Raw genomic sequence first — 23669 nt, 5'->3', positions numbered from 1 at the left:
AGTGAAGGTCATGACGGTCGTAGGCACCCGCCCAGAGCTCATCCGGTTGTCGCGTGTGCTAGCACGTTTGGACAGCACCGAGGGCATCAAGCACGTGCTCGTACATACCGGTCAGAACTACGACTACGAGTTGAACCAGGTCTTCTTCGACGACCTAGGCATCCGCAAGCCCGATCACATGCTTGGGGTAGATACGTCGAGCCTCGGCAACGTACTCGGCGGGACTCTGATCGCCGTCGAGGAGGTCCTCGACAGCGAGCGACCAGATGCGTTGCTCGTACTGGGTGACACCAACTCCTGCATCGCCGCTGTCATGGCTCGCCGAAAAAAGGTGCCAGTTTATCATATGGAGGCGGGCAACAGGTGCTTCGATCTGAATGTTCCTGAGGAGACTAACCGCCGGCTGGTGGACCACGTCAGTGACTTCAACCTCGTCTACACCGAGCATGCGCGCCGCAACCTGCTCGCTGAAGGGCTGCACCCCCGCAGAATCCTCAAGACCGGCTCGCCGATGCGCGAGGTCCTCGATGCCTATCGCCTGCAGATCGAGGCCTCGACGGTACTCCATGACAAGGGGCTGACCGACGGCGAGTACTTCCTCGTCAGCGCACATCGGGAAGAGAATGTCGATTCTCCCGAGCGCCTACGTATGCTGCTCAGCTGCCTCACCGCGGTACACGAGACTTATGACAAGCCTGTCTTCGTCTCTACGCACCCCCGTACCCGGAAGCACCTTGAGGCGCTGCCCGGTTGGCAGGAACCCGAGGGGATCATTTTCAGCGAACCGCTCGGCTTCCACGACTACAACAAACTGCAGCTGGCCGCAGCGTGCTGCCTCTCCGACTCCGGCACGATTGCCGAGGAGAGTTCCATCCTAGGTTTCCCGGCCATCACGCTGCGGGACTCGATCGAACGTCCTGAGGCGCTCGACTCGGGGGGCATCATGATGACGGGGCTGCATGCTCCCGATGTCGTCGCTGCGGTTGGGCTGACCATGGCAAGTGGGTACCAGCGTGACGGTGTCAGCCACCTGACCCCTGACGACTACCTGATCGACAACACCAGCGAGCGGACGGTCAAGTTCATCCTGTCGACCGCCCGCCGGCACCACCACTGGGCAGGCATCCGGACCAGCAGCCCCGACAGATCATGAGTTCCCGTCCGAGTCAGATCGTCTACCTCGGGCCTTTCCGGCTGCCCGACCTGAACGCTGCTGCTCAACGGGTGCTGGCCAACGCGAAAGGCCTCCGACAACTGGGCCACGACGTTGTGCTGGCCGAGACAGGGACGGTCGACGGGCGTGGTGGCCCGATCGAGCGGCTGCCCGCGGTCGAGGGATTCACTTGTTACCGCCTTCCCATGAACCAGCGGCCTGTATTGGACAGTCCGCAACTCTCCATCCGCCAGATCGCTGACCTCTGCGACGCCCTTGACAGCCCCCGGGCCGTCATCGCCTACAACTACCCTGCCGTCGCGCTGACCCGGCTCTCGGCCTACTGCCGTCGCCGGGGCATCGCGTGCGGGGCGGACGTCACCGAGTGGTATGGGACATCGCACCTCGCCTCACGGGCCGCCCAGGCCATGAAGTGGACGGATACAACGCTGCGCATGAAGGTGGTGCACAGACGGCTGGACGCTCTCGTCGTCATCTCCCGCTTCCTCGAGAACACTTACCATGGCAGGAAGGTTCCCTGTGTCGTCAGGATCCCCCCTCTGGTCGATGCCGATACCCCCAAGTGGCACCGCTCGCCCGAGGAACCCCTGACATCGGAACTCCGACTGGTGTACGCCGGGTCACCGAGCGCCGAGAAGGAGCGCCTTGACGCCACGGTCGCAGCCGTCGTCACCGCGTCGCAGTCCGTTCCTATCCACCTCGACGTTGTCGGTGTCACCTCAGGGCAGTTCCAGCAAATCTACCCGAGCGTCCCCCTTCCCAGCCGCGAACTGGTGACCTTCCACGGCAGAGTGAGCCATGAGGAGGCCCTGGGATGGGTCGCCCAGGCTGACTTCTCGGTGATCGCCCGAGATCGTTCGCGGGTGACGGACGCGGGGTTCCCCACGAAGTTCGTCGAGAGCATCACCTTAGGGACACCCGCGGTGGTGACTCCTCATCCCGATCTCACCGAGATCCTGGCCGACGGGCAGATGGGGACCGTCGTACCACTTGACGGCCTCGACCGCACTCTCGTCGACCTCCACACTGATCGTTGGCGGGAAGTCGACCGAAAGTTCTTCGACCACAGGCGCTACCAGGCGGAGTTCTCGGCCTTGTCCGCTGGGCTGGGGCTGCCCGTATGAGCAACCGACCCAAGGTGATGCTTCACGTCATCATGCCGAACCAGATCAGCGGGCCGAACTCCGCCGTGGCACGCATCCTGGAGTCGACACTCGCCGACAGCTACGACTTCAGCGTCGTGACGCAGACGTTTCATGCCGGGGGGAAGGTCAACCTAGCCCTCATCCGCGACCTCCGCGCGCAGATCCGGGCGGCCCAGCCCGACCTGATCCACCTCTCCGGGCTCCAGTCCTCGGGCTTCCACGCCGTCGTGGCCGCTCGTCTTGCGTGTCGAGCCCCGGTCTTGGTGACGGTCCGTGGCTTCTCGACCGATGCCCTCGGCCTGCACCCCGTCGTGCGAGGCATATTCGGGGGGATCGTCGAGCCGATTACCCTGATGCTGAGCTCCGGCTTCCTTACCGTGACCCATTCGGCCGGTCGGCGCCGTCTGGTGCGCCAGTTCCGGCGCAAGTATCTCGGCGCGCTGCACAACGCCGCACCCGCGTGGCCGGAGTCGCGTCTGACTGGCGTCGCGCGGCAACGAGAGCGGCAACGACTCGGGCTGCCCAGCACCTTCCTCGCCACGGTGACCGGCCGCCTGGTGACCGACAAAGGGATAGCAACAGTCCTGGAGGTCGCAACTCAACTCCCGGAGGGGTGCACGGTCTGCCTGGTGGGCGACGGGCCCTGGCTGGAAACGGTGCTCTCCGAGTACAAGCACCTCATCGAGGCCGGGCGACTGGTGGCACTCGGGCAACGCGATGACGTTAAGCAGATTCTCCAGGTCTCGGACGCCTTCCTCTTCGCGACCCTGCACGAGAACTTGTCGAATGCGCTGCTCGAGGCCATGTCTGTGGGCTTGCCGACGGTGGTGACCGATGTCGGAGGAAACCCCGAGGTCGTAGTCGACGGTGAGACTGGGTTCCTCGTCGAACCGGGGAGCGCGCCGTCCATGGTGGATCGACTGACGAAGCTCAAGGAGAACCCCCGGCTTGCTGAACGCCTCGGCGAGAACGGTCGCGCTCGGGTCGGAAGCGCCTTCTCACAGGACCACCTCTACGGAGAGTTGTCTAGAATCTACGACGATATGATGCGCGGATCCCGGCGATCCAGGCCCCGCAGATGAGAGCTGTCAAGCTAGGTCTTGAGCGGTCGCGAGGGACTATCGGGTTAGCCGGCGCTACCTACGGCGCTGCTGTCCTCGCCCTCCTCACCAGCGTGGTGCTCACGCGGGAAATGGCGCCCTCGGACTTCGGTGCGTATCGCTACGTCGTCGCTGTTCTTGGACTCGTGGCGGTGGTCGCCAACGTCGGCATCCCATACTCGGCCGCCCGGTCACTTAGCCAGCTCCAGCCGGCAGCCCAACCGAAGCTCGTCACCGCGAGCCTGCAGCTGGTGCTGGCAGCCCTGCTGGTTGCTGCCGTGCTGCTGGCGCTCATTTCGCTCCTCACCACGGACATCCTGGAGGTCTCCCCCCTCCTGCTCCTCGCGAGCGCACTGGTGTGGACGATCGCGTTGCAACGGCACTTCATGTACATGCTGCGAGGCGCAGGGCGGACACGAGAGATTGCTGTCCAGACCGTCCTGCCGCCAGCCTTCATCTTTGCCGCCACTGGCCTCCTCGCGGTTGCCCACGATGCAGTCTCATTGACTGCGGTGCTGATCATCATGAGCACGGCCTATCTGTCGACGCACGTGTGGACCTCAACCCGCCTCTCCGTCTGGGGGTACCAGGGGCTAGCAGTCCAACGGGCGCGGCTCATGGAGACTCAGAAGAGCACCGGCCTCCCGATTTACAAGGGCGCGCTGATCTCGGTCGGGGTGGCTGAGCTTATCGTCGTGCTCGGCGGTGCTCACGTCGGCGAAGTCTCCTTTGGGACCTTCGCCCTGGCCCTGAGCATGGCGGCACCCGTAGCTACCCTACCGACAGTCATCGGGATGGTTCAGTTCCGCAAGTTCGGCTCTCAGAGCCAACTGCCACGCCGCCTCGTCGTGAGCATGTTTAGCCGAAGTGCCCTGCTGGGTCTCGCAGGTACGGGCGCGGGCTGGCTGCTCTTCCCATTCATCTTCCCCCGCGACTTCGACACCGCCCGGACGATGTTCCCGGTCCTGGCAGTTGGGTTCCTCCTGCACGGCACTGGTGACTATCTTAACCAGTACTTACAGGCGCAGGGGGATGGCCTCAGCATCAAGCGTGCGGCCTACGCCGTAGGCCTCGTCAACATGATCGTGGGAGTGGCGACTATCCCCTGGCTCGGAGCCTGGGGGTTGGTCCTCACTAAGTTCCTGGGCAGCGCGTCGTACGCTGCCTCCATGGTCGTCCAGACCCAGAGGTGGAACCATGCCGCCCGATAGCCGTTCTTCAGAGGCCAAGGAGATCGGGCCAAACTACCCCGTCCTCGCCAGTGCCGCCTTTCTGGTCGTATCGGTCCTGCTCTACTGGGTTCGCTTTCCCACCGATCGCGATTTCTTCGTGGTCTGCTACGTCCTCACATGCGTCCTCGCGCTCCTTCTCGGCAACACTTTCGGCGCGCAGATCAAGCAAGCCCCACACACCTTCGAGAAGGTGAACCAGAAGTGGCTATGGGGTGCTTGTATCGTGCTTGGGGTCATCAGCACGGTCAACATCTCTGTGTACTACACCTCACTCAGCGAGATTCAGCGGTTCATCTTCGAACCCGGCGCAGCCTACGAGCGCGTGAAACTGATGGCGATTCGAGGCGAGGCCAACGCAGGCATCCTCGGCGGCGCGTTTGGGCCTCTGATCAGCATGCTGAACTTCACCAAGTACGTCGTCTTCGCTTGGACGGCCCTGTACTGGCGTTCTCTTTCGGCCACGCTACGGTCGGTGTCCTTAGCGACAATGGTCTATTACGCCGTGCAAGCCACTCTGATCGGAGCAATGGTTAACGTCGGCACGGTCCTACTTGCCACCCTCACCGTGTTGCTCGTCAAGGGCCGATCAGGTAACCGCAGACGGGGAACTCGGTGGGCGGGCGCGGTCGTTGCCCTGTTTGGACTCGTCACACTCAGTTACTTCCTGGGCTCTCGGGACGGAACCGCCACGGGCTTCCGAGACCGAGTGGTGGGGGGCGCGGATGGCCTCATGTTCTACCTCACTCACGGCTATGTGGGCCTCAGCCACGCACTCGACCAGCCCTTCGTATGGACCGGCGGGCAGACAACATTCTATGGATTCACACGCCTATTCTCAGGTGGACTCCCACCTGAGAGCTACCCCGCTCGGACCGAGATGGCCACCGGCTGGAGCGCCAGTCAGGTTTGGCAGACGGCTGCGCCCTGGCTGGCTTCAGACATCACATTCTGGGGTGTCCCTTTGCTGCTCCTGTTCATCGGCGGCTTGGCCACCCGTCTATGGCGAGAAAGCCGCGCAACCCTGAACCCATTCGCTGTCCTGCTACTCGGCCAACTTGCAGTTGGCTTGTTCTTCTTCCCTGCCAACAACCACCTCCTTCAGACCTTCCCCAACGCATCTGGCGTGCTGATCATCACCCTCCTGTACGTGATGGCGCGCAGGAGAACTCACCGCGGTCAGGTTCGCAGCGACAAGCTGGGGACGAGCAAGGCCCGTTCCAGCCTCGTCAGGAGCTAGTTTCCCGGCGGCCGATAACGCGCGTCGGCTGCAGGCCTAGCCTGCGCTCATGCTCCTCGATCTGCCCAGCGGTGAAGCGTGCACGGATAACGCGTGCAGGATTTCCCCCGACGATGCTGTACCGCGGAACGTCTTTGGTGACGACTGCTGAAGCTGCAATGATCGAGCCGCGGCCTACTGTCACCCCACCGAGGATGGTCGCGTTCCCGCCGACCCACACGTCGTCTTCGATGACGACGCCCGGGTCATCCTCGGGACGCTTCTCGTCGTCCCCGATTGAGTCGATGAAGCGGCCAACGATGTCGTATCGATGGTTCCCGCCCCGAATCGTCACTCCAGGACCGAACATCACATGATTGCCGATTCGAATCGTCGATCGAGTTGCCAGCAGGGTCGGAGCAGACCCCAGGTTGACGTAGCTTCCAACAAAGATCGACGCATACGAGTAGGTACCGTCAGGGTCAAAGTTGAAATGATCTCCGCGACCGCCAAACCGCCTCACGGTCGCGAGTCCCTTCACCGCTCTACGAGCACGTCGAGGACTCGAGGCGAACTTGTAGACGGGACCCGCGGCAGCCCCTAGGGCTGATGCCGGCTTCTTGGCATCGAACTTCATGGCAAGGCTCCCTCTTCCTCAGGCGGTACCACGACGGACGCGATACTAGAGACGACCGTCCGTCGCGTCGCTGGGGAGCAGACCCTTGAGGTCGTAGATGGCGTGCGCCCCGGGGTCACCGTAGGCGCACAGTTGGTCCGCACCCAGGTCACGGAAGATGTTGTGGGCGACCGCGAGCACGATGCCCTGGTACGCCCCCTTCGCCGGCTCTGCCACGAGGTCGATCCCGTACTCGTGCTTTGCCTCGTCGGCGTCCGCCCACGGGTCGTGGACGTCGATCTCGAGGCCGAAGTCCTGCAAGTGCTCGACGATGTCGATGACCCGGGTGTTGCGCAGGTCCGGGGTGTTCTCCTTGAAGGTGAGCCCCAGTACCAGGACCTTCGCGTCCCGCACGTCGACCTTGTTGCGGATCATGGAGGAGATCAGCTGGTCCGCGACGTACTGTCCCATCGAGTCGTTCAGACGGCGACCGGCGAGGATGACCTCGGGGTTGTAACCGATCGACTGCGCCTTGTGCGTCAAGTAGTAGGGGTCGACGCCGATGCAGTGGCCGCCGACCAGGCCCGGGCGGAAGGGCAGGAAGTTCCACTTCGTGCCAGCAGCCTCGAGGACGTCGAGGGTGTCGATGCCCAGGCGGTTGAAGATTAGGGCCAGCTCGTTGATGAGGGCGATGTTGACGTCACGCTGGGTGTTCTCAATGACCTTGGCCGCCTCGGCGACCTTGATCGAGCTGGCGAGGTGGGTGCCGGCGGTGACGACGCTCTTGTAGAGGTCGTCGACGAAGCGACCGGCCTCGGGGGTGGAGCCCGAGGTCACCTTGGTGATGGTCTCGAAGCGGTGCTCCTTGTCGCCCGGGTTGATGCGCTCGGGGCTGTAGCCGACGTAGAAGTCCTCGTTGAAGGTCAGCCCGCTGAGCTCCTCGAGCAGCGGGACGCAGTCCTCCTCGGTCGCACCGGGGTAGACGGTCGACTCATAGATGACAACGTCACCGGGGCGCAGCGCGGCGGCGACGGTGCGCGTCGCGGACAGAAGCGGGGTCAGGTCGGGCTGGCGGTGCTCGTCGATCGGAGTCGGTGTCGTGACGACGAAGACGTTGACCGCCTCGAGCGAGGCCGGGTCCGTGCTGACGGTCAGATGCGTGGCCGCCTTGAGCTCGTCTGACTCCACCTCGAGGGTCCGATCGATGCCTTGGCTGAGCTCGTCGACCCGCCGCTGGTTGATGTCGAAGCCAGTTACCGGGAAGTGCTTGGCGAAGGAGACCGCCAGGGGCAGTCCCACGTAGCCGAGGCCGATGACGCCAAGGTGGACCTGGGACGGAAGCGCAGAAGCCACGTGCTTGATCTCCTAGGAGGGTGTGCGGCCCTCGCTTGCCGGGACCCCCCGAAGCATAACGAGAGTGAGACGGACGGACCGCACCGCGGGCTTTCATGTCCGACACCTGGGACCTGGTTTGGACATACATAACAACTAGTTATGCTTCAGCGGTCCACCGACGAGAGGTTCCACCGTGCCCGCAGCCCCCCCGGCCGCCCTGACGCACCTCGACGTCCTCGAGAGCGAGTCGATCCACATCATCCGCGAGGTCGCCGCAGAGCTCGAGCGCCCCGTCCTGATGTTCAGCGGCGGCAAGGACTCCATTGTCATGCTCCGGCTGGCAGAGCGGGCCTTCGCGCCGGCACGGATCCCCTTCGGACTCCTCCAGGTCGACACCGGCTTCGACTTCCCCGAGGTGCTCGCGACCCGCGACCGCTGGGTCGAGCGGCTCGGCATCGAGCTGCACGTCGCCTCCGTCGAGCAGGCGATCGCCGACGGCATCGTCGTCGACGACGGCAAGACCTCGCGCAACCGGCTGCAGATCGGCACCCTGCTTCACGCCATCGAGGAGCGGGGCTACACCGCGGCCTTCGGCGGCGGCCGCCGCGACGAGGAGAAGGCCCGCGCCAAAGAGCGCATCTACTCCCACCGCGACGACTTCGGCCAGTGGGACCCGAAGAACCAGCGCCCCGAGCTGTGGTCGCTCTACAACGGGCGCATCCACGAGGGCGAGCACATGCGCGTCTTCCCGCTGAGCAACTGGACCGAGCTCGACATCTGGCAGTACATCGCCCGCGAGGAGCTCGACATCCCCGAGATCTACTACTCCCACCGCCGCCGGGTCTTCGAGCGTGACGGGATGCTTCTGTCCGAGAGCGAGCACAACCCCCTTCGTCCCGGTGAGGAGGTGACCGAGCGGCAGGTGCGCTTCCGCACCGTCGGCGACCTCACCCTCACCGGGTGCGTGGACTCCGACGCCAGCACGGTCAAGCAGATCATTGACGAGATCTCTGTTGCGCGACTCACCGAGCGAGGCGCCACCCGTGGCGACGACCGCTTCAGCGAGGCCGCCATGGAGGACCGCAAGAAGGAGGGGTACTTCTGATGGGTACCGATCTCGGGCTACTGCGCGTGGCCACCGCAGGTTCCGTCGACGACGGTAAGTCGACGCTCATCGGGCGGCTGCTGCTCGACTCCAAGGCGATCTTCGAGGACCAGCTCGAGGCCGTCGAGGCGACGAGCAAGGCCAAGGGCCACGACCACACCGACCTCGCGCTGCTCACCGACGGCCTGCGCAGCGAGCGAGAGCAGGGCATCACCATCGACGTCGCCTACCGCTACTTCGCGACGCCCAAGCGCAAGTTCATCCTCGCCGACACCCCCGGCCACGCGCAGTACACGCGCAACATGGTCACCGGCGCCTCGACCGCCGACCTCGGGCTCGTCCTCGTCGACGCCCGCCACGGCCTGACCGAGCAGTCCCGCCGGCACACCGTGCTCCTCTCGCTTCTCCAGGTGCCGCACGTCGCGCTCGTCGTCAACAAGATGGACCTCGTCGGCTACGACCAGGGCGTCTTCGAGACGATCGAGAAGGACTTCCGCGACTTCACCGACCGGCTCGGCGTGCCGGAGATCTCCGCCTTCCCCATCAGCGCCCTGATCGGCGACAACGTCGTCGAGCCCAGCGAGGAGACCCCGTGGTTCGAGGGCGGCAGCCTGCTCGCCCACCTCGAGACCGTCGCCAGCGTCCGTGGGCGCGAAGGGGGATCCGCCGGCGCGCGCTTCCCCGTCCAGTACGTCATCCGCCCGCAGACCGGCGAGCACCGCGACTACCGCGGCTACGCCGGCCGGGTCGAGGGTGGCACCTTCGAGGTCGGGCAGGAGGTCGTCGTCCTGCCCAGCGGCATGCGCAGCACGATCGCCGGCATCGACACCCTCGGGCAGGAGCACGAGCGCGCGACGACCTCGCAGTCCGTCGTGCTGCGCCTGGCCGGCGACATCGACGTCTCCCGCGGCGACCTCGTCGCCGACGTCGAGCACCCGCCCGCGGTCACCCGCGAGCTCACTGCGACCGTGTGCTGGATGGCCACGGGTGCGTTGCACTCCCGGCAGAAGCTGCTGCTCAAGCACACCACCCGCACCGTGCGCGCGATCGTCGACGGGGTCAACGCCAAGGTCGACATCAATACGCTCGATCGTGACGGTAGCGCGGAGGAGCTCGGGCTCAACGAGATCGGCACGGTCTCGCTGCGCCTGTCACAGCCCGTCGTCGTCGACCCCTACCGCGAGCAGCGGGTCACCGGATCCTTCATCCTCATCGACCCGGCCACCGGCGGCACCGTCGGCGCCGGGATGATCGAGGGGACCCACGGGCTCGAGTACTCGATCTGACGCTGGTCTCGAGGCTCAGGCCCTGGAGGGCCTTCGCACCTCGACCACCAAGAGGCTTGAGGGGCCTCGAGGCTCGTCGCAGAGCTCCTCGCACCTCGACCAGCACGACTGGGGTCCTCAGCCGGCGTGAGCGGCGACCGCCGCCGCGACCGCCTCGGCCACACCCTCCTGGAAGACCGGGGGGATGATGAGGTCGGGCTTCGGCTCCTCGACGAGATCGGCGATCGCGCGAGCCGCCGCGAGCTTCATCTCCTCGGTGATCTGCACGCCACCCGCGTCGAGCGCCCCGCGGAAGATGCCGGGGAAGGCGAGGACGTTGTTGATCTGGTTCGGGAAGTCGCTGCGCCCCGTCGCCACGACCGACGCGTACTTGTGCGCGACGTCCGGGTGCACCTCGGGGTTGGGGTTCGCCAGGGCGAAGATGATCGGCCCCTCCGCCATCGAGGCGACCTGCTCCTCGGGGACCGTGCCGCCCGAGACACCGACATAGACGTCGGCACCGACGAGCGCATCGCCGAGCGAGCCGCTCAGGCCACGCGGGTTCGTCGTCGCGGCAAGCCGCTCCTTGTGCGCCACGAGGTCGGCCCGGCCCGGCTCGATGATGCCGCGCGAGTCCGCCACGATGACGTCCTGCACGCCCGCGAGCATGAAGAGCTCGGTCACCGCGACACCGGCCGCACCGGCGCCGCCGACGACGACCTTGAGGTCGCTCAGCTCACGACCCACGACGCGGCACGCGTTGATGAGGCCCGCGAGCGCGACGATCGCCGTGCCGTGCTGGTCGTCGTGGAAGACCGGGATGTCGAGCCGCTCCCGGAGCTTGCGCTCGATGTCGAAGCACCGCGGCGCCGAGATGTCCTCGAGGTTGATCCCGCCGAAGCTCGGGGCCAGCCGCGCGATCGCGTCGACGAGCTCGTCGACCGAGCCCGACTCCAGCGTGATCGGCACCGCGTCGACCCCCGCGAAGTGCTTGAAGAGGACCGCCTTGCCCTCCATGACCGGCATCGCGCCGAGCGGGCCGATGTCACCGAGGCCCAGCACCGCCGTGCCGTCCGAGACGACCGCGACCGTATTGTTGCGCGCCGTGTAGCGCCGCGACAGGCTCGGGTCCTCCGCGATCGCCAGGCACACGTCCGCCACGCCCGGCGTGTAGAGCAGGGAGAGGTCGTGGGCGTCACGAAGGGGTTTGGTCGCCCGTACCTCGACCTTGCCGCCCTCGTGAGCCACGAACTGCGGCGCGGTGAGGTCGTACGACGAAGGGGTACCGGGCTGAGTCACGGCGTCGATCTTTGCACAAGATCGGCGAGATCCGGTGGCCGGTCCACCGGCCGCGGCGTAGCCTGCTCCCGGAGCAGCGCAGGGCCGCTCCGGGCGGCGGCCACGTCACGCGATCCTCCCCAGGGGGCAGCATGACAGTCCGCACCGCTCTGGGCGCCACCGTCGCCGGCATCGTCGCCGCCGTCGTCGGGGTCACCGGCCCCACGGCAGCCCAGGCAGGCACCCCTTCGGCCGCGCCCGAGGTCCGCCTCACCGGCACCCTGCTGACCACCGTCGTCGAGCCCCGACCGGACAAGCGTCCCCGCGTGGCGACCCACGGCCCGGCCCACGCCGCCCTGCGCGTCAAGGGTCGCCTCGTGCCCGTCGAGACCGACGCCGTCGCCCACATCGCCCCCGGCAGCACCGTCACCCTCGACGTCGCCGTCCCCGACGCCGTCGACACCGACGCCGCCGACTCCCCCGCCGAGCTCGCCGCCGCGACGACCGCCGAGGCCACCTCCCCCGGCACCGCCCCCCTCGAGGTCACCGACGTCGTCGCCACGACCGAGCCCCCCGAGGTCGACCCCACCGCACGGGCCCTCACCATCGTCAACGTCACCCCCAAGGGAGCCACCGCCTCCCCCGCGAGCGAGGAGGCCATCACCGCCCAGGTCACCGCCGCCGACCGCTTCTGGCGCGACAACTCCCGCGAGACCATCGGCCTGCGGGTCGCGACCATCGCCCCCCGCTACCGCTCCGCGCACACCTGCGACGACCCCTTCGCCCTGTGGGACGAGGCCGTCCAGCGCACCGGCTGGACCGAGACCGCCAACAGCACCCTCCTCCTCGTGCTCCCCGACCTCCTCCCCGAGAGCCTCGGTTGCGCCTACGGGCAGGCGACCATCGGGGTCGGGCTCGGCAGCGCGGGGTACGCCTACGTCCAGGGCACCTCCCCCGACGTCCTCGCCCACGAGATCGGGCACAACATGTCGCTCGGCCACAGCAACCTGCTGACCTGCCGCACCAAGGCCCAGGACGCCCCGATCAGCCGCGGGTGGTGGCCCACCGGCTGCACCGAGTGGGAGTACGGCGACGGGCAGGACATCATGAGCGCCGACCTCTTCGACGACTCGACCACCCCCATGACCAACCTGCCGAGCCCGATGCTCTCCAGCCCCCAGGCCCTCTCCCTCGGCCTGCTCGAGCGCGGCGCCGCGACGTCCGTGCCGGTCGGGCGCACCACCCGGGTCACCCTGCGGCCCCTCGCCGGACGCACCGGGATGCGCGCCGTCTCCGTCCTCAACGACCGCACCCGCGTGCGCTACTGGGTCGAGTACCGCACCCGGGCCGGACGGGACCGGTACAACACCCAGGAGCAGTCCACCGGCGTGCGCGTCCTGCGCCGCGGCCCCGACGGCAACACCGTCCTGCTCGACCCCACCCCCTCCGGGACCTTCGACCACACCCAGGCCCTCACCCCCGGACGGTCGGTGCGCACCTACGACGGGCACCTCGTCGTACGCACCGTCTCGACGACGAGCACCGAGGCCGTCGTCGACATCACGAGCGTGCGCGGCGACGCCTTCGTCACCCTCACCAACCCCTCGATCACGGGCACCCGCGGCGTCGGGCAGCTCCTCACCGCCCGCCCCGGCACGTGGAACCCCACGCCGACCTCTTACAGCTACCGGTGGTACCGCGGCAGCACCGCGATCTCCGGGGCCACCCGCGCCACCTACACCCCCACGAGGTCCGACGCCGGGCGGTATCTCCACGTCCGGGTCACCGCCTCGCGCAGCGGCTTCACCACCAAGCACGCCAAGAGCGCGAGCACCGGCATCCCCATGTACCTCGCGACGCGACCCACGCTCACCGGCACCCGACGCGTGGGCCACACCCTCGCGATCACCCACGGCGCCTGGACGCCCACGGCCACGAGCTATCGCTACACCTGGTACCGCAACGGCACGGTGATCACCGGCGCGACCGGCAAGCGCTACCGGCTCACCTCCCGCGACGCCGGCAAGCGGGTCCACGCCCGCGTCCAGGCACGGCGCACCGGGTACGTCTCCGGCGCCCGGACCACCGCGGCCGGCCTCATCGCCCGGTGACGCCGACGACGCCGGGGGGACCCCCCTTCGCCCTCGTCCGCGTAAGCGGCCGCTCGATGGAGCCGACGCTGCACGCCGGCGACCTGCTGCTCGTCACCCGGCTCGGACGGGCCGTGCGCGCCGGCGACGTCGTCGTCTGCGACCTGCCCGCGGACGGCCACGGGCGCCCCCGCCCCCGCGCCGTGAAGCGCGTCACCGGACGCGACCCGGACGACCCTGCCCGGTGGTGGATCGACAGCGACAACCCCGGCGCGGGCGTGACCTCCTTCGACCCGACCGTCGGGTCGCTGGCCGACGACGCGGTCCGCGGCCGGGTCCTCTTGCGCATCAGTCGCAGGAAGGGCAGATGGGGCCCGAGGCGGGTGCACTGACCGGACCCCGACCCGTTAGGTTGGCCAATGGACCCAGTCCCCCATCAGGAAGGCGAGACATGCGCATCCGTGACCTCTTCACCATCGAGACCGTCAGCGCCCACTGCGACCTGCCGTGCGGCGTCTACGACCCCGCCCAGGCCCGCATCGAGGCCGAGTCGGTCAAGGCCATCATCAAGAAGGTCGCCGACAACGACGACCCCGACTTCCGCGCCCGTGCGGTGCTCATCAAGGAGCAGCGCTCCGAGCTCGTGAAGCACCACCTCTGGGTGCTGTGGACCGACTACTTCAAGCCGCCGCACTTCGAGAAGTACCCGAACCTGCACACCCTCTTCAACGAGGCCACCAAGCTCGCCGGCGCCAGCGGCACCAAGGGCGAGTTCGACGAGGCCAAGGCCGACGAGCTCCTCGCGAAGATCGACGAGATCGACAAGATCTTCAAGGAGACCAAGCAGGCCTGACGCCGCGTGCCCCGGGCGAAGGGGGTGGGCCGGGATCTCCCGGACCCACCCCCTTCGGCGTCCCCCCTTCGCCGTCCCCCCTTCGCCGCGCCCCCCCCTCCTCCCCCCCCCTTCGCCGCGGTCGAGGTAAACCCGACCGGCTGAGCGGTCGCTGATACCTCGAGTCGGATCAGCCCCCTCCGCGGTCGAGGTAGATCCGACCCGCTGAGCGGTCGCTGATACCTCGACCCGGCCCGGCCTGCGTGACTCAGTGGCTCAGGACCTCCTCGAGCGCCGCCACGACCGCCGGGTCGTACTCATAGCCCAGACCGAGGTGCAGCCGCTCGAGCGCGAGCTCGGTGACCCGGCGGCCCTGCGCGCCCTCGGTGAGGTCGTCGAAGGCGTTGACCACCTTGACGATCCGCGCCTCGACCGGCAGGTCCTCACCCCGCTCGTGGCGCCGCCGGTAGGGCGTGTGCACCGACGCGATGACCTCGGCGAGGTCCGGGGCGCCCATCGCCGCCCGCGCCACCCGCCGCGACGCCGCGGCCATGACCTCGACCGTCTGCGGCGACGCGTCGATCGTCCGGCCGTGCTCGAGCGGGACGAGCAGACCGACCTGGCCGACGTCGTGCAGCAGCGCCACCCGCTCGACCGAGCGCAGCTGCGAGGACCGCAGCCCGAGGCAGCGTGCCACTGCCACCGACAGGTCCGCGACCCGGCGGGCATGACCCGGCCGGCCCTGGCCCGCGACGACCGGCAGCGCCGAGATCGCGAGCAGCGTCTCTCGCTGCGCGCGCTGCGCCGCGAGGTAGCGCCTGACGGAGAAGAGCACGAGCGCGATCGGCAGCAGGTAGAGCGGGAGCGCGAGCATCCCGAGGGCGGGATAGCTCAGCGCGACGATCGGCGCCGACGCAACGATCGCGCCGCTCGCCGCGGAGTCGAGGACCGGGCCCCGCCCGGCGACCACGCCCTCCTCCCCGAGCATCGCCCCGGCACCCACGACGTGCGCCGCCCGCTCGACGACCCAGCCGAGCATCGCCGCGAGGACGAGCAGCGCGGCCGCCACCGGCCGGGAGAGCCCGTCCCGCCAGATCCACTCGAGGAGATGCTCGTGCTCCCCCGTCCCGATCCCCCGGCAGGCGAGCGCTGTCGCCGCCGCCCCGAGGAAGCGCGCGCACACGCCGACGACGGAGACCCGACCGCCGCGCCACCGCGCGAGGAGCGCGCCGACGACCAGGCTCCCGGCGAAGGCCAGGCCGACGACCCCGATGACCTCCCCCGCCGACGCGAAGCCGTCCGGGGCGGAGGTCGGGGTCATGACCAGCGCGGTCGCCGCACCGGTCGAGATCGGGGCCGTGCTCCGCGAGACCCGCAGCGCCAGCACGACCTCGCCGACGACGATGCTCACGAGGCAGACGAGGACGAACCACCCCTGCCCGCGGTCGAGGGTCGCCGACGAGAGGAGCGCCCAGAGCAGGACGAGCGCGGCGACGCCGATGACGACGGCGGGGCGCAGCGCGAGCCGTGGGGCGGCCATCAGTCGAGCTCCGCCTGACGAGCCACCCAGTGGGTCATCGCCGGGTCGGCCTGGTCGTTCGGCACCCAGCCCTCGACCGGCTCCCGCCGCGCGAGGGCGGAGGGGTCCGCGACGGCCTCGAGCAGGTCCGGGTAACGGGCGTGGACCCCGCGCAGGGCGGTGACGCAGCGCGGGTCGAGGGCCGAGCCGGCAAGCTCCTCGCACCGCCGGACGGCCTCCTCGGTGCCCAACGCGACCCCGTGCCGCGGCTGGACGAGGGTGACCCACGCGTCGGCGAGCGTGACGATCCGCGCCCCGAGCGGGATCTGCGTGCCGGCGGTCCCCGCCGGGTAGCCGCTGCCGTCCCACAGCTCGTGGTGGGCGCGGACCGCGGGCAACGAGGCACGCAGGGGGCTCACCTCGCCGAGGAGGTCGGCGCCCACCCGCGGGTGCCTGGTCAGGGCGTCGTGGTCGCGGTGGACCTCCGTCCCGTCGATCACCTCGTCGAGCCGGGAGCCGTCGAGGGCGAGCATGCCGATGTCGTGCAGCCGCGCCGCGGCAGCCACCGCCTCGACCTCGCGGACCGGCAGGTGGAGGTGCTCCGCGACGGCGGTGGCGACCCGGGCGCTCAGCTCGCTGTCGGCCCGGGCGCCCGGCGAGCGGATGTCGAGCGCCTCGACGAGGCCGCGCAGCATGACCTCCGAGAGCTCGTGCTCGCGGGCGTGCTGGAGCAGCCCCCACTGGGCGACGAGCAGGCTCGGCAGGAGCAGCACGACCGCGACGAGCCCGAGGCCGACCGTGTCCCACAGGAGCACGAGCAGGTAGGCGCCCAGGCCGTAGCCGAGGTAGGCCGGCGTGATCTGCGGGGCCAGCCCCCGCAGGGTGGTCGTGACCGGGGTGCCCTCCGTGAGGAGCAGGACCGTCGAGAGCAGACCGGCGTTGAGCACGCCCGCCACGACGGTGAGGATCGTGAGGTCGAGCGCGAGGTCCCCGGGGCTGCTGCCGAAGACCGGGCGCCCACCGGTGAGCAGCTCCGCGAGCAGCGAGCCGACGAGGACGGCGAGCACCGGGGCCGCGGCGTTGAAGACCGCACGCGAGGGGAGGTGGCGGTAGCGCCACAGGCTCGGCACCGCGTGCGCGAGCATCGCACCCGCGGGGGAGACGAGCGGGACCGCCGCGAGGAAGACGACGGAGTGCAGCAGGATCGACACATGCCGGATCGAGGTGGCCGGAGCCAGCTGGGCCATGAGCGAGAGGGCCAGCAGCGCGCCGAGCGACGTCAGCGGTGTGGGCAGCCCCCACCGCCCCAGGGCAAGGACGAAGGCGCCGAGCGCCCCCGCCCCGAGGAGGACGAGGAAGCCCGACGCCGTGCGTGACGACTGCGCGGTCGCGGACCGGGGGTCCGCGCCGGGAGAGGTCAGAGCCAGTCGAAGCCGCGGACGACGGACACCTTCGCCGAGGCGTCCCCGGAGTCAGCAGCCTGGGCCGCGGCGGCGGCGCCACCGATGAGAGCCGCGGTGGCGACCATGACAGCAATGAGCTTGCGCTTCACCTGCACACCTCACCTTTCAGATCTCCCGGCGATGCCGGGGGCCATCGAGGCTGCACCGCTCGTCGGCGAACCCTGACCGGTGCCTATCGTGCCACACGGGGCGCCCGCAGGGTATGGGAAGATGGGTCGCTGCACGGGCTCAGGCCCGACCGACGACCACGAGGAGGACCGCATGAGCAAGCGTGGGCGCAAGCGCCGTTCCCGCAAGGGCAAGGCCGCCAACCACGGCCGCAGGCCCAACGCCTGACGACCGCTCCCGCTACGGGAGACGACGAAGGGGTACCCGCCAGCGGGTACCCCTTCGTCATGTCCTATCCGGGGTAGCCCTGGGGGTTCGCGGACTGCCAGCGCCAGGTGTCGGCGCACATGTCCTCGACGGTCCGGCTCGTGCGCCAGCCCAGCTCGTCAGCCGCGCGGGTCGTGTCGGCGTAGACGACCGGCAGGTCGCCCGGACGGCGGTCGACGATGGCGTAGGGGATCTCGCGACCGCTCGCCGCCTCGAAGGCCTTGACCATCTCGAGGACCGAGGTGCCCCGGCCGGTGCCGAGGTTCCAGGCGCGGGCGCCGACCTCGGGGTGCGCCGCGAGGTGCTCGAGCGCGGCGACGTGGCCCTCGGCGAGGTCGACGACGTGGATGTAGTCGCGCTCCCCCGTGCCGTCCGCGGTCTCGTAGTCGCCGCCGAAGACGCTCAGCCGCTCACGGCGACCGACCGCCACCTGGGCGACGAAGGGCATGAGGTTGTTGGGGATGCCCTGCGGGTCCTCACCGATCCGGCCGGACGCGTGCGCCCCCACGGGGTTGAAGTAGCGCAGCAGCGCGACCTGGAAGCCCTCGGTCGCCGCCGCGACGTCGGTGAGGATCTGCTCCTGCATGACCTTCGACCAGCCGTAGGGGTTGGTCGCCGACGTCGGGAGGTCCTCGGTCATCGGGACCGGGGCGCCCTCGCCGTAGACGGTCGCCGAGCTGCTGAAGACGAGACGCTTCACGCCGGCCCGCTCCATCGCCCGCACGAGGCTCAAGGTCGAGCCGATGTTGTTGTCGTAGTAGGCCAGCGGCTGCTCGACCGACTCACCGACCGCCTTGAGCCCGGCGAAGTGGATCACCGCGTCGACCGGCTCGTCGGCGAAGAGCCGGTCGAGCTCGTCCGTGTCCCGCACGTCGAAGGCGTGGAAGGGGATGTGCGCGCCCGAGAGCTCCTCGAGCCGGCCGATGACCGACGGCTTGGCGTTGCTGAGGTTGTCGACGACGACGACGTCGTGACCGGCCGCCACGAGCGCCAGCGCCGTGTGCGATCCGATGTAGCCGGCGCCGCCGGTGACGAGGACCCTCATGCGTGGCGGCTCCTCAGTCGTCGTACTGGATGCGGGTGTACTCCTCGACGACGGTGCCGTCCCCCGTGGAGTAGCTCGTGAAGGACTGCAGGATCGTGGTCCGCAGCGTGGCCGGGGCCTCCTCGCAGGCGCACGAGCGCTTGACGAGGGCCTTCATCATCATCTCCATGTCGTGCTCGGCGAGGCACGGCTGGCAGCCCTCGAGGTGCGCGGCGATCTTGACCATGTCGGTCTCCGTCATCTCGCCGTCGAGGTACTCCATGATCCGGTACATCGTCTCGGAGCAGTCGGCGTGGTCGTGGGCGTGATCGTTCACGACGTGCCTCCCTCGGAGTCGGCGCTGGCCGGAGCGTCCTTGACGAGGCCGCGCTCACGGGCGTACTCGGCGAGGGTCTCGCGCAGCAGGCGGCGGCCGCGGTGCAGGCGGGACATCACGGTGCCGATGGGGGTACCCATCATCTCGGCGATCTCCTTGTAGGCGAAGCCCTCGACGTCGGCGAGGTAGACCGCCATGCGGAAGTCCTCGGGCAGGCCCTGCAGGGCCCGCTTGACCTCGGAGTCGGGCATGCGGTCGAGCGCCTCGACCTCGGCGCTGCGCAGGCCCTTGGAGGTGTGCTGCTCGGCGCGGTGCAGCTGGTAGTCCTCGACCTCGGGGTTGTCCGCCTGCTTCGGCTCCCGCTGCTTCTTGCGGTACGTGTTGATGTAGGTGTTCGTGAGGATGCGGTACATCCAGGCGCGGAGGTTGGTGCCCGGCTTGTACTGGTGGAAGGCGGCGAAGGCCTTCGCGTACGTCTCCTGGACGAGGTCCTCGGCGTCGGTGGGGTTGCGCGTCGTGCGCAGGGCCGCGGAGTAGAGCTGGTCGAGGAGCGGCATCGCCTCACGCTCGAAGCGGGCGCGGCGCTCCTCGGGCGACTCGGTGGAGACGTCGGCGCTGGCATCGGCCTGCGCCTGCTCCTCCTCGGTCAGGGGTGGGGTCATCGGCTTCGTCATCGCGCTCCAGCCTAGCGGGGCGGAGGCGCGGTCAACGGCGTGCAGCACGAGCACTCGGTGACCTCCTGGCAGGTGATGTCGCGGCGGCGGGGCCGACGCGACGGGGTCGTGGCGGGACGACTCGTCCAACGCCCCCTCTCCCCCGGCCATTCCCCCTCCGGCCGGCACTCCCCCTTCGCCCCCTCGCTCCCCTTCGCCCCGCCCCTCGCCTACTCATGCCCAACGGCTGCAATCTCCGTCGAATAGAGGCCACCAGGCATAGGTAGGCGATCATCCACAGGTGGGCCGAGCGACCGTCGGCGCTCCACACCCGGGAAGCTCGCAGCGCCAGGTGCCCAGAGACCAGGCGTGATGATGGCATGGGAAGACGACCTTAGCCGCTGCCGCCAAGGCTGCCTCACGACGCGTTCGCACTGTCGGCAGCCAGGAGCGAAGGGGTGAGCGGCCGGCTCCGCCGCCTCAGCACCCCCAGCCGTGGCATCCGTGTGGACCCAGGCGTCGAGCTCAGCGAACGCTCGATGCTCGTCGCACTGACGGCAGTCCTTCCCCGCGACTGCGCCTTCTCGCACGCGACCGCTGCCCACGTGCACGGACTGCCCTTGCCGCTGGGGGTCAACCCCATCTCGCCGGTCCACGTCTGCCGAGCGAGCGCTGCCCCGCCGATCACGCGCCGTGGTGTGCAGGGACATGCCGGCCTCGAACGTCGCCCGACGCAGGTCACCGACGGCCTGCGTCTGACCACGCCCACCAGCACCTGGTGCGACGTCGCGCGGGGACTGTCACGGGCCCGCGCGGTGGCCGCCGGCGACGCGCTGCTCCGGGACCACCAGGTCACCCGCGAGGACATCGAGGCCCAGATCGACCTGCTCAAGGGCGTCCACGGCGTCCCCGGGCTCCGGCTGCTCGTCCCCCTGCTCCGGCCAGGATCGATGTCGCCGAAGGAGTCCGAGGCCCGGCTGCTCTTCCACGACCACGGCCTGCCCGAGCCAGAGCTCAACGTCGACATCTTCGACGACTGGGGGACGTGGCTGGCGAAGCCGGACTTCACGTGGCGCTGGGGCGGCGTCAAGGTCGTGGGCGAGTACGACGGCGACCAGCACCGGACCGACCGGACCGCCTGGCAGTACGAGCGCGATCGCCGTGCCCGCCTGGAGCGCAACGGCTGGACCTACATCGAGATGACCGAGATCCACCTGTCCCGGCCGGCACGGACGACGGAGCTCATCTCACGGCTGCGGTCCGTGCTGCTCTGACACTCGATCCGCGGCCCCACCCTCGCCCGCACCTTCGCCCTCAGCCCGCTCGCCCCCTTCGCCCTGCTCATGCCCAGTGGCCCCTATCCGTTGCAGATAGGGGCCCCTGGGCATGGGTAGGCGAAGGGGTGGCGGAGGGCAGGGGTGGCGGAGGGCAGGGGTGGCGGAGGGCAGGGGTGGCGAAGGGCGCCTCTTCCTCCCGGAGATCAGGCGTAGATGTGCCGGGTGGCGCGGGCGCGCTTCTTGAGGCCCTTGATGCCCTGGGTCGCGAGGATCTTGAAGGTCTGGGCCGAGCTCGTCGCGTTGGGCCGGGACAGGCGCCAGATCTCCGACCACGCCGAGAGGACCTGCTTGGGCAGCGGGCCCTCGACGTACGCGAGGCCGTACTTCTCGAAGAGCGCGCGCACCTTCGGCTGGACCTCCGCGAGCTTGATGCTCGGCATGTCCGGGAAGAGGTGGTGCTCGATCTGGTGGCTGAGGTAGCCCGTCATGATGTGCGTCAGCTTGCCGCCGGTGATGTTCGCCGAGCCGAGCATCTGACGCAGGTACCACTCGCCGCGGGTCTCCCCCTCGATCGAGGCCTTCTGGAAGGTCTCGACGCCCGCCGGGAAGTGACCGCACATGATGACCGAGTGCGTCCAGTAGTTGCGCACGACGTTGGCCGTGGCGTTCGCCGCGAGCGAGGGCAGGAAGTTCGGGCCCGACAGCAGCGGCCACAGCACGTAGTCGCGCAGTCCCTGCTTCTTGATCTTGTTCGTGACCTTCTTCATCTCGGCACGGAAGGCGGGGTCGGTCTTGCGCTTCTTCCAGTTCTTGCCGAGCTCGAGGTCGTACGCCGCGATGCCGTACTCGAAGAACGTCGCGTTGACGAAGTTCAGCGCCGGCTGCAGGAGGTAGGCGGGGTACCACTTCTGCGCGTCGTCGACCCGCATGATCCCGTAGCCGAGGTCGTTGTCCTTGCCGATGACGTTCGTGTACGTGTGGTGCAGCTCGTTGTGGCTGTGCTTCCAGTGCTCCGCCGGCGAGACCGTGTCCCACTCCCACACGCTCGAGTGGATCTTCGGGTCACGCATCCAGTCCCACTGGCCGTGGATGATGTTGTGCCCGATCTCCATGTTGTCGAGGATCTTCGAGACCGACAGGCCCGCGGTGCCGAGCACCCACGCGATCGGGTTGCCCGAGAAGAGCAGCACGCCGCGCGAGCCCATCTCCAGCGTGCTCTTGAAGCGGATCATCCGCCGGATGTACGCCGCCTCGCGCTCGCCGCACGAGTCCATCGTCTCCTGGCGGATCGCGTCGAGCTCGCGGCCGAGCTCCTCGATCTGCTCCGGGGTGAGGTGGTCGATCGGGCTCGGCGTCGCGTTGACGACGGTGTGGATCTCGTCCGCGCGACCGCCGGTGATCCGGGCGTCGGCGTCGTGGTGGAGAGTCGTGGGGCGCTCGAGGGTCGCAGTCATGAGTTGTCCTTCTGCTCGATGGTGCAGGCACCGGCGGCGGCCGTGATGCACGGCTGGATCATCACCGGGGGCTCGTCGGTCGTGGTCTCGGTGACGGTGCCGTTGCGCAGGTCGCGGACGGCGCCGTCGGTCATGGGGAGCACGCAGGTCATGCAGATGCCCATCCGGCACCCGCTGCGCATGAGGACGCCGCTGTCCTCGGCCGCGTCGAGGATCGTCGTCGACCCGTCGACGTCGAAGGTCTTGGAGGCGTCCGGGCGGGCCCGGTCGAGGATCGTGACCGATCCCCCTTCGCCCGCGGCCACGAGAGCCGGACGGAACCGCTCGACATGCATCGACTCGGTGAGCCCGAGCCCCGCGTAGTGCTCCTCGAAGACGTCGAGCATCGGGGTCGGCCCGCACGCCCAGGTCTGCCGCTCACGCCAGTCGGGGACGACCTCGTCGAGCATCGCCGGGCTGAGCATCCCCTCGGCGTCGGTGTGCCGCACGAGGACCCGCACTCCGGGGCGCTCCTGCGCGAGCTCGGCCGCGAAGATCACGTCGGCCTCGGTCGGCGCGCTGTGCAGCAGGACGACGTCGCTGCCGGAGAGGTCGTGACTGCGGAGCATCCCCATGATCGGGGTGATGCCGGAGCCGCCCGAGAGGAAGAGGATCTTGGCCGGGGGCGTCGCCGGGAGGGTGAAGTCACCCGTCGCCTGGTCGAGCATGACGATCGTGCCGGGGCGGGCGTGGTGCACGAGGTGGCGGCTGACGAGCCCGTCCTCCATCGCCTTGACGGTGATCGTGATGAGCCCGTCGGTGCGGCTCGCCGGCGATGTCAGCGAGTAGGACCGCCAGCGGCGCACCCCGTCGATGTCGATGCCGATGCGGATGTACTGGCCGGGGACGTGACCCGCCCAGCCTCGGCCGGGACGCAGCGTGATCGTCGCCGCGTCGGCGGTCTCGGGGGAGATGGCGACGATCCGGGCCCGCAGGTCGGCACCCGCGCGGAGCGGCGCCACCATGTCGAGGTAGTCCGCCGGGACGAAGGGGGTGGCCAGCCCCTCGGCGAGCCGGGTGGCCCCGGCGCGCAGCCGGGCCAGGGGAGTGCCCGGAGGGTTCGCGAAGGTGGTCATAGATCCATCATCTCGGGTGAAGATCCCCCCGCCGCTGTCAACCAGGCGTAGCGTTGACCCTGCA

23 protein-coding genes are annotated in these 23669 nt (G+C 68.9%); 12 read left to right on the top strand and 11 right to left on the bottom strand.

Translation table 11 applies throughout. The features are described 5' to 3' along the window. The first annotated feature begins 1 nt into the window (after position 1). From wecB to JNO54_RS06300, 5 genes are read left to right on the top strand one after another with little or no spacing between them, the layout of a single operon-like run. Positions 2-1153: a non-hydrolyzing UDP-N-acetylglucosamine 2-epimerase gene (gene wecB, locus JNO54_RS06320; RefSeq protein ID WP_204143131.1), complete on the top strand. Its 1152-nt coding sequence runs from the start codon at positions 2-4 to the stop codon at positions 1151-1153. Continuing rightward, on the top strand, positions 1150-2298 hold the full coding sequence (locus JNO54_RS06315; RefSeq protein WP_204143130.1) for a glycosyltransferase: 1149 nt from the start codon (positions 1150-1152) through the stop codon (positions 2296-2298). Before wecB ends, JNO54_RS06315 begins: the two co-directional genes overlap by 4 nt. Next, positions 2295-3401, top strand: a complete 1107-nt coding sequence (locus JNO54_RS06310; RefSeq protein ID WP_204143129.1) for a glycosyltransferase — start codon at positions 2295-2297, stop codon at positions 3399-3401. Before JNO54_RS06315 ends, JNO54_RS06310 begins: the two co-directional genes overlap by 4 nt. Next, positions 3398-4630, top strand: coding sequence for a lipopolysaccharide biosynthesis protein (locus JNO54_RS06305; protein ID WP_204143128.1), 1233 nt, complete (start codon positions 3398-3400; stop codon positions 4628-4630). The genes JNO54_RS06310 and JNO54_RS06305 overlap by 4 nt, the downstream gene beginning before the upstream one ends. Beyond that, entirely contained in the window at positions 4617-5888 is a 1272-nt protein-coding gene (locus JNO54_RS06300) for a hypothetical protein (RefSeq protein WP_204143127.1), read from the top strand. The genes JNO54_RS06305 and JNO54_RS06300 overlap by 14 nt, the downstream gene beginning before the upstream one ends. Here JNO54_RS06300 and JNO54_RS06295 read toward each other — a convergent pair. Next, positions 5878-6504 carry an acyltransferase gene (locus tag JNO54_RS06295; protein WP_204143126.1) on the bottom strand — a complete coding sequence of 209 codons (627 nt, stop codon included), beginning with the start codon at positions 6502-6504 and terminating at the stop codon, positions 5878-5880. The two genes, JNO54_RS06300 and JNO54_RS06295, sit on opposite strands and share 11 nt — an antisense overlap. Positions 6505-6549: 45 nt before the next feature. Then, positions 6550-7836 carry a nucleotide sugar dehydrogenase gene (locus JNO54_RS06290; protein ID WP_204143125.1) on the bottom strand — a complete coding sequence of 429 codons (1287 nt, stop codon included), beginning with the start codon at positions 7834-7836 and terminating at the stop codon, positions 6550-6552. Between the two features lie 175 nt (positions 7837-8011). On the opposite strand from JNO54_RS06290, the gene cysD reads away from it, so the two are divergent. After that, entirely contained in the window at positions 8012-8923 is a 912-nt protein-coding gene (gene cysD, locus JNO54_RS06285; protein WP_204143124.1) for a sulfate adenylyltransferase subunit CysD, read from the top strand. Further along, a complete protein-coding gene (locus JNO54_RS06280) occupies positions 8923-10209 on the top strand; it encodes a sulfate adenylyltransferase subunit 1 (protein ID WP_204143123.1) in 1287 nt (428 codons plus the stop codon). Before cysD ends, JNO54_RS06280 begins: the two co-directional genes overlap by 1 nt. Before the next feature lie 117 nt (positions 10210-10326). On the opposite strand, the gene JNO54_RS06275 is transcribed toward JNO54_RS06280, so the two are convergent. Further along, entirely contained in the window at positions 10327-11487 is a 1161-nt protein-coding gene (locus JNO54_RS06275) for an NAD(P)-dependent malic enzyme (RefSeq protein ID WP_204143122.1), read from the bottom strand. A 131-nt stretch (positions 11488-11618) separates the two neighbouring features. Here JNO54_RS06275 and JNO54_RS06270 point away from each other — a divergent pair, with 131 nt between their 5' ends. From JNO54_RS06270 to sodN, 3 genes are read left to right on the top strand one after another with little or no spacing between them, the layout of a single operon-like run. Next, the gene (locus JNO54_RS06270; RefSeq protein WP_204143121.1) at positions 11619-13577 is read left to right on the top strand and encodes a zinc-dependent metalloprotease family protein; all 1959 of its coding nucleotides are present in this window, start codon (positions 11619-11621) and stop codon (positions 13575-13577) included. Beyond that, entirely contained in the window at positions 13574-13948 is a 375-nt protein-coding gene (locus tag JNO54_RS06265; protein WP_307818083.1) for a S24/S26 family peptidase, read from the top strand. The genes JNO54_RS06270 and JNO54_RS06265 overlap by 4 nt, the downstream gene beginning before the upstream one ends. 59 nt (positions 13949-14007) lie before the next feature. Beyond that, positions 14008-14409, top strand: a complete 402-nt coding sequence (sodN, locus tag JNO54_RS06260) for a superoxide dismutase, Ni (RefSeq protein WP_204143119.1) — start codon at positions 14008-14010, stop codon at positions 14407-14409. 247 nt (positions 14410-14656) lie between these two features. On the opposite strand, the gene JNO54_RS06255 is transcribed toward sodN, so the two are convergent. The 3 genes from JNO54_RS06255 to JNO54_RS14750 all read right to left on the bottom strand — a co-directional run bounded on the left by JNO54_RS06255 (position 14657) and on the right by JNO54_RS14750 (position 17459). Continuing rightward, a complete protein-coding gene (locus JNO54_RS06255) occupies positions 14657-15928 on the bottom strand; it encodes an HD-GYP domain-containing protein (RefSeq protein ID WP_204143118.1) in 1272 nt (423 codons plus the stop codon). Then, on the bottom strand, positions 15928-17154 hold the full coding sequence (locus JNO54_RS06250) for an HD-GYP domain-containing protein (RefSeq protein ID WP_204143117.1): 1227 nt from the start codon (positions 17152-17154) through the stop codon (positions 15928-15930). The genes JNO54_RS06255 and JNO54_RS06250 overlap by 1 nt, the downstream gene beginning before the upstream one ends. Positions 17155-17324: 170 nt before the next feature. Next, positions 17325-17459 carry a hypothetical protein gene (locus JNO54_RS14750; RefSeq protein ID WP_267911236.1) on the bottom strand — a complete coding sequence of 45 codons (135 nt, stop codon included), beginning with the start codon at positions 17457-17459 and terminating at the stop codon, positions 17325-17327. A 172-nt stretch (positions 17460-17631) separates the two neighbouring features. Between JNO54_RS14750 and JNO54_RS15105 the strand changes: the two genes are divergently transcribed. Further along, positions 17632-17706: a 50S ribosomal protein bL37 gene (locus tag JNO54_RS15105; protein WP_372430727.1), complete on the top strand. Its 75-nt coding sequence runs from the start codon at positions 17632-17634 to the stop codon at positions 17704-17706. A gap of 64 nt (positions 17707-17770) precedes the next feature. Here JNO54_RS15105 and galE read toward each other — a convergent pair whose 3' ends face one another. Genes galE through JNO54_RS06235 form a run of 3 tightly spaced genes read right to left on the bottom strand, consistent with a single transcriptional unit; the run spans position 17771 to position 19780 of the window. Next, positions 17771-18790, bottom strand: a complete 1020-nt coding sequence (galE, locus tag JNO54_RS06245) for a UDP-glucose 4-epimerase GalE (RefSeq protein ID WP_204143116.1) — start codon at positions 18788-18790, stop codon at positions 17771-17773. A gap of 13 nt (positions 18791-18803) precedes the next feature. Next, positions 18804-19106: a mycothiol system anti-sigma-R factor gene (gene rsrA, locus JNO54_RS06240; RefSeq protein WP_307818082.1), complete on the bottom strand. Its 303-nt coding sequence runs from the start codon at positions 19104-19106 to the stop codon at positions 18804-18806. Next, positions 19103-19780, bottom strand: a complete 678-nt coding sequence (locus JNO54_RS06235) for a sigma-70 family RNA polymerase sigma factor (protein WP_372430709.1) — start codon at positions 19778-19780, stop codon at positions 19103-19105. The genes rsrA and JNO54_RS06235 overlap by 4 nt, the downstream gene beginning before the upstream one ends. A 437-nt stretch (positions 19781-20217) precedes the next feature. On the opposite strand from JNO54_RS06235, the gene JNO54_RS06230 reads away from it, so the two are divergent. After that, on the top strand, positions 20218-21033 hold the full coding sequence (locus JNO54_RS06230; protein WP_204143115.1) for a putative endonuclease domain-containing protein: 816 nt from the start codon (positions 20218-20220) through the stop codon (positions 21031-21033). Positions 21034-21239: 206 nt separating this feature from the next. On the opposite strand, the gene JNO54_RS06225 is transcribed toward JNO54_RS06230, so the two are convergent. Both JNO54_RS06225 and JNO54_RS06220 read right to left on the bottom strand, forming a co-directional pair. Next, positions 21240-22490 (bottom strand): fatty acid desaturase family protein, encoded by a 1251-nt coding sequence (locus tag JNO54_RS06225; RefSeq protein WP_204143114.1) that lies wholly within the window; start codon positions 22488-22490, stop codon positions 21240-21242. Beyond that, the gene (locus JNO54_RS06220; protein ID WP_204143113.1) at positions 22487-23605 is read right to left on the bottom strand and encodes a ferredoxin reductase; all 1119 of its coding nucleotides are present in this window, start codon (positions 23603-23605) and stop codon (positions 22487-22489) included. Before JNO54_RS06220 ends, JNO54_RS06225 begins: the two co-directional genes overlap by 4 nt. Between the last annotated feature and the right edge of the window lie 64 nt (positions 23606-23669).

The sequence above is a fragment of the Janibacter endophyticus genome (assembly GCF_016888335.1).
GTDB lineage: Bacteria > Actinomycetota > Actinomycetes > Actinomycetales > Dermatophilaceae > Marihabitans > Marihabitans endophyticum.
Note: the sequence above shows the minus strand (reverse complement) of the source record. Positions and strands in the feature narration are given on the sequence as shown.

Coding starts and splice junctions, on each gene's coding strand:
- JNO54_RS06295 (WP_204143126.1), bottom strand. CDS start 6,504: ATGAAGTTCGATGCCAAGAAGCCGGCATCAGCCCTAGGGGCTGCCGCG.
- JNO54_RS06225 (WP_204143114.1), bottom strand. CDS start 22,490: ATGACTGCGACCCTCGAGCGCCCCACGACTCTCCACCACGACGCCGAC.
- JNO54_RS06280 (WP_204143123.1), top strand. CDS start 8,923: ATGGGTACCGATCTCGGGCTACTGCGCGTGGCCACCGCAGGTTCCGTC.
- JNO54_RS06310 (WP_204143129.1), top strand. CDS start 2,295: ATGAGCAACCGACCCAAGGTGATGCTTCACGTCATCATGCCGAACCAG.
- JNO54_RS06270 (WP_204143121.1), top strand. CDS start 11,619: ATGACAGTCCGCACCGCTCTGGGCGCCACCGTCGCCGGCATCGTCGCC.
- sodN (WP_204143119.1), top strand. CDS start 14,008: ATGCGCATCCGTGACCTCTTCACCATCGAGACCGTCAGCGCCCACTGC.
- JNO54_RS06305 (WP_204143128.1), top strand. CDS start 3,398: ATGAGAGCTGTCAAGCTAGGTCTTGAGCGGTCGCGAGGGACTATCGGG.
- JNO54_RS06235 (WP_372430709.1), bottom strand. CDS start 19,780: ATGACGAAGCCGATGACCCCACCCCTGACCGAGGAGGAGCAGGCGCAG.
- JNO54_RS06300 (WP_204143127.1), top strand. CDS start 4,617: ATGCCGCCCGATAGCCGTTCTTCAGAGGCCAAGGAGATCGGGCCAAAC.
- galE (WP_204143116.1), bottom strand. CDS start 18,790: ATGAGGGTCCTCGTCACCGGCGGCGCCGGCTACATCGGATCGCACACG.
- JNO54_RS06315 (WP_204143130.1), top strand. CDS start 1,150: ATGAGTTCCCGTCCGAGTCAGATCGTCTACCTCGGGCCTTTCCGGCTG.
- JNO54_RS06255 (WP_204143118.1), bottom strand. CDS start 15,928: ATGGCCGCCCCACGGCTCGCGCTGCGCCCCGCCGTCGTCATCGGCGTC.
- JNO54_RS06250 (WP_204143117.1), bottom strand. CDS start 17,154: ATGGCCCAGCTGGCTCCGGCCACCTCGATCCGGCATGTGTCGATCCTG.
- JNO54_RS06220 (WP_204143113.1), bottom strand. CDS start 23,605: ATGACCACCTTCGCGAACCCTCCGGGCACTCCCCTGGCCCGGCTGCGC.